The sequence below is a fragment of the Rhizobium alarense genome, from assembly GCF_021555155.1.
Lineage (GTDB): Bacteria > Pseudomonadota > Alphaproteobacteria > Rhizobiales > Rhizobiaceae > Rhizobium_D > Rhizobium_D alarense.
Genome location: NZ_JAKGBU010000154.1, coordinates 1 through 5,237 on the forward strand (window position 1 = coordinate 1; position 5,237 = coordinate 5,237).

General features: G+C 67.7%; 4 protein-coding genes. 1 reads left to right on the plus strand and 3 read right to left on the minus strand.

The genetic code is table 11. The features are described 5' to 3' along the window. Positions 1-170 precede the first annotated feature (170 nt). On the minus strand, positions 171-1,841 hold the full coding sequence (locus LXM94_RS25415; RefSeq protein WP_235774615.1) for a SulP family inorganic anion transporter: 1,671 nt from the start codon (positions 1,839-1,841) through the stop codon (positions 171-173). Positions 1,842-2,029: 188 nt separating this feature from the next. Between LXM94_RS25415 and LXM94_RS25420 the strand changes: the two genes are divergently transcribed. After that, on the plus strand, positions 2,030-2,890 hold the full coding sequence (locus tag LXM94_RS25420; protein ID WP_235774616.1) for an AraC family transcriptional regulator: 861 nt from the start codon (positions 2,030-2,032) through the stop codon (positions 2,888-2,890). Positions 2,891-2,896: 6 nt separating this feature from the next. On the opposite strand, the gene LXM94_RS25425 is transcribed toward LXM94_RS25420, so the two are convergent. Both LXM94_RS25425 and LXM94_RS25430 read right to left on the minus strand, forming a co-directional pair. Continuing rightward, the gene (locus LXM94_RS25425; protein WP_235774618.1) at positions 2,897-3,628 is read right to left on the minus strand and encodes an HAD-IIB family hydrolase; all 732 of its coding nucleotides are present in this window, start codon (positions 3,626-3,628) and stop codon (positions 2,897-2,899) included. A gap of 3 nt (positions 3,629-3,631) precedes the next feature. Further along, positions 3,632-4,969: a glycosyltransferase family 4 protein gene (locus tag LXM94_RS25430; RefSeq protein ID WP_235774620.1), complete on the minus strand. Its 1,338-nt coding sequence runs from the start codon at positions 4,967-4,969 to the stop codon at positions 3,632-3,634. Positions 4,970-5,237: the final 268 nt, after the last annotated feature.

The window sequence follows — 5,237 nt, forward strand, 5'->3', positions numbered from 1 at the left end:
TGGATCAGAGGCGATCGGCTCGGACGTAGCGAGGAGTATGCCCTTCGCCAATCGCCTCTGCCAAGACGAAAACCTGCGCCGGCAGAATGGCTCCGGATAGACGCGACACGCTTTAAGCGGCGCGTGAAAACGATGCGTTGCGATGGCTGCGCTCGGCTGCCGGTTCGTCGTCACGCACCGATCATGGCCATCGCCTCGTCGAGTGTCGCCGTATAGGTGACGCGCGGGGCGTGGATTTCGTGGGTCTCCAGCAGATGCCGCATGTCCGGCGCGAGCCCGGTGATAAAGACCCGCACGCCGGACCGCTCCGCCTTGCGCACCAGCCCCTCGATGACGCTCGCCGCGGTGGAATCGAGGAAAGGCACGCTGGCGCAGTCGAGCACGAAGTTCCGCCTCTGGTCGGCGATGCGGTCGAGCACGGAGCCGACCGAGGCCGCCGCACCGAAGAAGAAGACGCCGCTGATGCGGTAGACCACCGTATCCGGGTCGTCGGCGACGATCGGGTTTTCGTTCGGCGTGCCGTCGTCCTCGCCGGCCTGCTCCACGGCGCGCACCAGCCGCGGCATCGCCTCCTCGCGCACGTTCACCGCCTTTCCCATCCGGTCGATGAAGAGCACGGCGCCGAGCGCGAAGCCGACGACGATGCCCTCCGTCAGGTCGCGGAAGACGACGAGCGCGAAGGTGACGAGGAGCACGGCGGCGTCGCCGCGCGACGACCGCAGCAGCGCCGCGAAGGCGGGGCGCTCGACCATGTTGAAGGCGACCACCGCGAGCACGCCGGCCAGCGCGGCAAGCGGGATATAGCCGGCCAGCGGCGCGGCGACGAGCATGAAGAGGAGCAGGAACGCTGCGTGCAGCATGCCGGCGACCGGGCTCGTGGCACCGGAGCGCACATTCGTCGCCGTGCGGGCGATGGTGCCCGTGACGCAGATGCCGCCGAACAGCGCCGAACCGATATTGGCGGCGCCCTGGGCGATCAGCTCCATGCTGGAACGGTGCCTGCGGCCGCTCATGCCGTCGGCGACGACCGCCGAGAGCAGCGATTCGATCGCGCCGAGCAGGGCGAAGGCGACGGCGTCCGGGAGGACGGCGATGATCTTTTCCGGTGACAGCACCGGCAGCGCCGGCAGGGGCAGGCTGCGCGGAATGCCGCCGAAACGCGTGCCGATCGTGTCCGCCGGGAGCTGCAACAGGGCGGTCGCGGCCGAGGCGAGCGCCACGGCGATCAGCAGGTTCGGCCAGTTGGGCCGGAAGCGGCGAAGCGCCAGGATCGTGACGACGGTCAGGGCGGCGACGCCGGCTGCGGCGGGGCTGGCGGTCGGCGCGGCGCGCCAGAGCGCCTCGAGCTTCTCGATGATCGGCCCCGGTTCCTTGCCCTCGAGCCGGAGGCCGAAGAGTTCCGAGATCTGGCTTGCGAAGATGATGACGGCGATGCCGGCGGTGAAGCCGACGGTGACCGGGTAGGGGATGAACTTGATGTATTTGCCGAGCCTGAGGTAGCCGGCCGCGACCAGCATGAGGCCGGACATCAGGGTCGCGAGGATGAGGCCGTCGATGCCGTGGCGCGCGACGGTCGCCGAGACCAGCACGATGAAGGCGCCGGCCGGGCCGCCCACCTGGAAGCGGCTGCCGCCGAACGCCGAAACGAGGAAGCCGCCGACGATCGCCGTATAGAGGCCGCGGTCCGGCGTCACGCCGGAGGCGATGGCGATCGCCATGGAGAGCGGCAGGGCGACGATCGCCACCGTCAGGCCGGCGATCGCGTCCGCCCTGAGGCGTCCGGCGCTGTAGCCCTCCGCCAGAACGGTGGTGAGCTTCGGGATCAGGATGTCGACGGTCATGGAGCGGCCTTGAAGCGCGCCGGCAAAAACGGTGCGAAACCCGGCCGGTGCGACCATTGCTATCCGAGTCGCCCGTTTTCGCAAGGGCCTGCCCCTTAGCCTTGCAAATATTGCAATACAAACAGAAGCGCAGGATTTGCCAAATGCCCGTGTGCTTGTCTGCACGGGTTGAAGCAACGAGGGATCGCATGGCTGCGAGCGACATCTGGCGGATCTACGAGGCGCGTCTCCGGCGCGTTTCCGATCACATCCATGCCCATCTCGACGACGAATTGGATACGGCCCGCCTCGCGGAAATCGCCTGCCTGTCGGAGCATCACTGGCACCGCGTGTACCGGGCCGTGCACGGCGAGACGCTCGCCGAGACCGTGCGGCGCCTCAGGCTCCACCGGGCGGCGGGCGATCTGGTGACGACCGACCGGCCGGTCCGGGAGATCGCCGCGCGCTGGGGCTATGCCGATCTTTCCTCCTTCACCCGCGCCTTCAAGGCCGGCTTCGGCCTGCCGCCGGCGCGCTACCGTCGCGAGGGCAGCCACGCCCTCTTCCAGTCCGCCATCACAGGGGAGACGAAAGACATGTACGACCTTTCCATCCGATCCATTCCCGAAACGCCGCTGGTCGGCATTCCGCATGCCGGCTCCTACATGGCGATCGGCCGCGCCTTCGAGGCGCTCTACGGAATGCTGTTCTCCCGCACGCTGTTCGATCCCGCGATGCGGATGATCGGCGTCTATCTCGACGATCCGGATCTCGTGCCGGAGGAGCGCCTGCGGTCCTTCGCCTGCGTCACCGCGGCGGGCGGGACGGTCGCCGAGCCGCCGCTCGAAAGCCGGCGGATCGAGGGCGGGGACTATGCGGTGCTTCGCCACAGAGGCCCCTATGCCGACATGAGCGAGGCCTATCGCTGGCTCTACGGGCGCTGGCTGCCCCAGTCCGGACGGGCGCTGCGCGACGCGCCGGTCTTCGAGGCCTATCTCAACAATCCGCGCGAGGTGGCGCCGACGGATCTCCTGACCGAGATCCACCTGCCGCTGAAGCCCGCGGGCTGATCGTCCTCAGGCGGCGAGCCCCCAGTGCCTGAGGCCTTCGACGACGCCGTCGGCATGGGGGCGGGTTGCCTGGAAATGGCGCGGCTCGCCGGCGACGATGCGTTGCAGTTCCGGCAGCGCGTTGGCGACCGCGATGCCGCGCACGTCAGGCAAAAGGAACATGTCGCGGTCGTTGCCGGTGTCGCCGGCGACGACCACCTCGCCGGGATCGATGCCGAGATCCCTGCACAGCCAGACGAGGGCGGCACCCTTGTCGGCGGCGCGGGGCAGCACGTCGAGATCGCGGCCGCTGGAATAGACCAGCTTGGCGTCAAGCCCGGCCTCCGCGAGACGCGTCTCGATGTCGGCGATCGTCTCGTCGCCGGCGCCGTGCAGGTGCCAGCTCGACTTGTGCTGGTGCTGGTACTCGTCGGCCTGGAGACGGATGCCGTCGATGCGCTGCATGACCCGCATCAGCGCGTCGCGGTCGAACGGCTTGCCGAGGACCTCGCCGTAGGCGCGGCGCTTCTCCTCCGCCAGGCCGCCGATCATCGTGCCGACGCCGCCGATCATGTAGTCCGGCACCGGCAGATCGGTGACCTCGATCAGCGCCTCGATGTCGTCGATCAGGCGGCCGCTGTTATAGACGAGGAGCGGGCGGGTCAGCGGATTGAGCGCCTCCCAGAAGGTGCGAAAGCGCTGCGTCGCCCGGCGGTCGCCGGTCAATGTCCCGTCAATGTCGGATGACAGCATGCGCATCGGTCAGTCCCCGTCGTTCCATGGTTCCGCCCAGTCGTCGATTTCGAGCGCCTGGCGCATCGGCCGGCCTTCGACGAGCGAGATGAGCTGCTGCGCGATGCCCGTCCAGGTGAACAGGCTGCGCGCCTTGTGCGCGCCCATGCGCGACAGCCGGCTGTAGAGCCGCGCATGTTTCAGCGGTTTCATCATGGTGATGCCGAGATCGTATTTGTCGAAGGGGTCGGCAAAGAGCGCGTGGCGGCCGTAGCTCACCGCGCGGAACAGGCCGCCGTGGATGGTGATGATCGTCGGCGTACCGCTCGCCATTGCCTCGATCGCCGTCATGCCGAAGGGTTCGTAGCGGCTGGAGAGCACGAAGAGGTCCGCCGCGCGATAGTAGTCCGGCAGGTCCTCGTCGGCGACGAAGCCGGCGAAATCGACCCTGTCGGCGATGCCGAGCTCCTCGACGCGGGCCTTCAGCTGCGACAGGATCGCCGCTTCGTTCTCGTCCATGTGCTCGCCGCCGACGGCGAGATGGAGCCGCGCGTCCGGTTCGCGCTCGACGAGAACCGAAAAGCCGTCGATCAGCAGGTCGTAGCCCTTGTTCGTGGCGAGCCTGCCCAGCGCGAGTACCGTCTTGCCGGTGAAGCCGAAGCGCTGGCGCGCCATCTCGCGCGAGGCCGACGAGACTGGGAAGAAGCGGTTGTCGTCATAGCCGGGCGGGATCATGTGCACGCGCTCGGGTTTCAGCCCGTAATCCTCGATCAAGACGTCGAGCTGGATCGGTGTCGTGGCGATCACCATGTTGCAGCTGCGGAAGATGATCAGCTCGTGCTTGATGCGTTCCTTGAAATTGAACTCGGCCTCGAAGTCGTCGGCCTTGTCCGGATAGTCGGTTTCCATCTGGCGCTTCTTCCAGATGCCGAGCGAATGGGGCGTGTGGAGATGGGGGACGGAGAGCGCCTCCGACAGCCGCTGGCCGGCGACGCCGGCGTCCCAGTAATGGCTGTTGATGAAGAAGTAGCTGAGTTCGTTCGACTTGATGAAGCGCAGTGCCTTTTCGCACCATTCCATCAGGTGCTCGTGCAGGTATTCCTTCGGGATGAAATCGCGGCCGCCGCAGGGAAGCCGGATGACGCGCACACGTTCGTCCACCTCGTCGAACTGCGGCTGGTCCTCGAAACGGCGCGTATAGATGTCGACGAGAAAGCCGAGCTGTCCGAGTTTCTTCGCGAGTTCAAGGACATAGACGACCTGGCCGCCGGTATCCGCGGCACCCAGCGGCGGATTGGCGGCGACATAGCCGTGGGTGGAGATGAGGGCGATGCGCGGATGGCGGTCGGTGGGATCGTCATGGGTCATGGCGGGGCAGATAGGGTAGCATGCCCCCGCGTCAACCCCTGAGCGCACCCCTCAGCCGGCAAATGACGGGCGCCTGCGACGTGCGCGGCGATGCCCGGGGTCTCCGGCCGGAACGATCCTGAAGGACCCGTCCCGGCGGGCACGCGCCGGATCGGCACCGCAATCGATCGCAAGGTGCCGGTTGGCTTAAACGCAGGAACCCGGCCGTCTGGCCGGGTTCCGCAGGGCGTTCGGTGTGGTGCGGCGGCTCAGGCGGCCATGGCGGTCC

Excerpts from the sequence above, each read along its gene's own strand:
- LXM94_RS25415 (WP_235774615.1), bottom strand. The coding sequence starts at position 1,841 with ATGACCGTCGACATCCTGATCCCGAAGCTCACCACCGTTCTGGCGGAG.
- LXM94_RS25425 (WP_235774618.1), bottom strand. The coding sequence starts at position 3,628 with ATGCGCATGCTGTCATCCGACATTGACGGGACATTGACCGGCGACCGC.
- LXM94_RS25420 (WP_235774616.1), top strand. The coding sequence starts at position 2,030 with ATGGCTGCGAGCGACATCTGGCGGATCTACGAGGCGCGTCTCCGGCGC.
- LXM94_RS25430 (WP_235774620.1), bottom strand. The coding sequence starts at position 4,969 with ATGACCCATGACGATCCCACCGACCGCCATCCGCGCATCGCCCTCATC.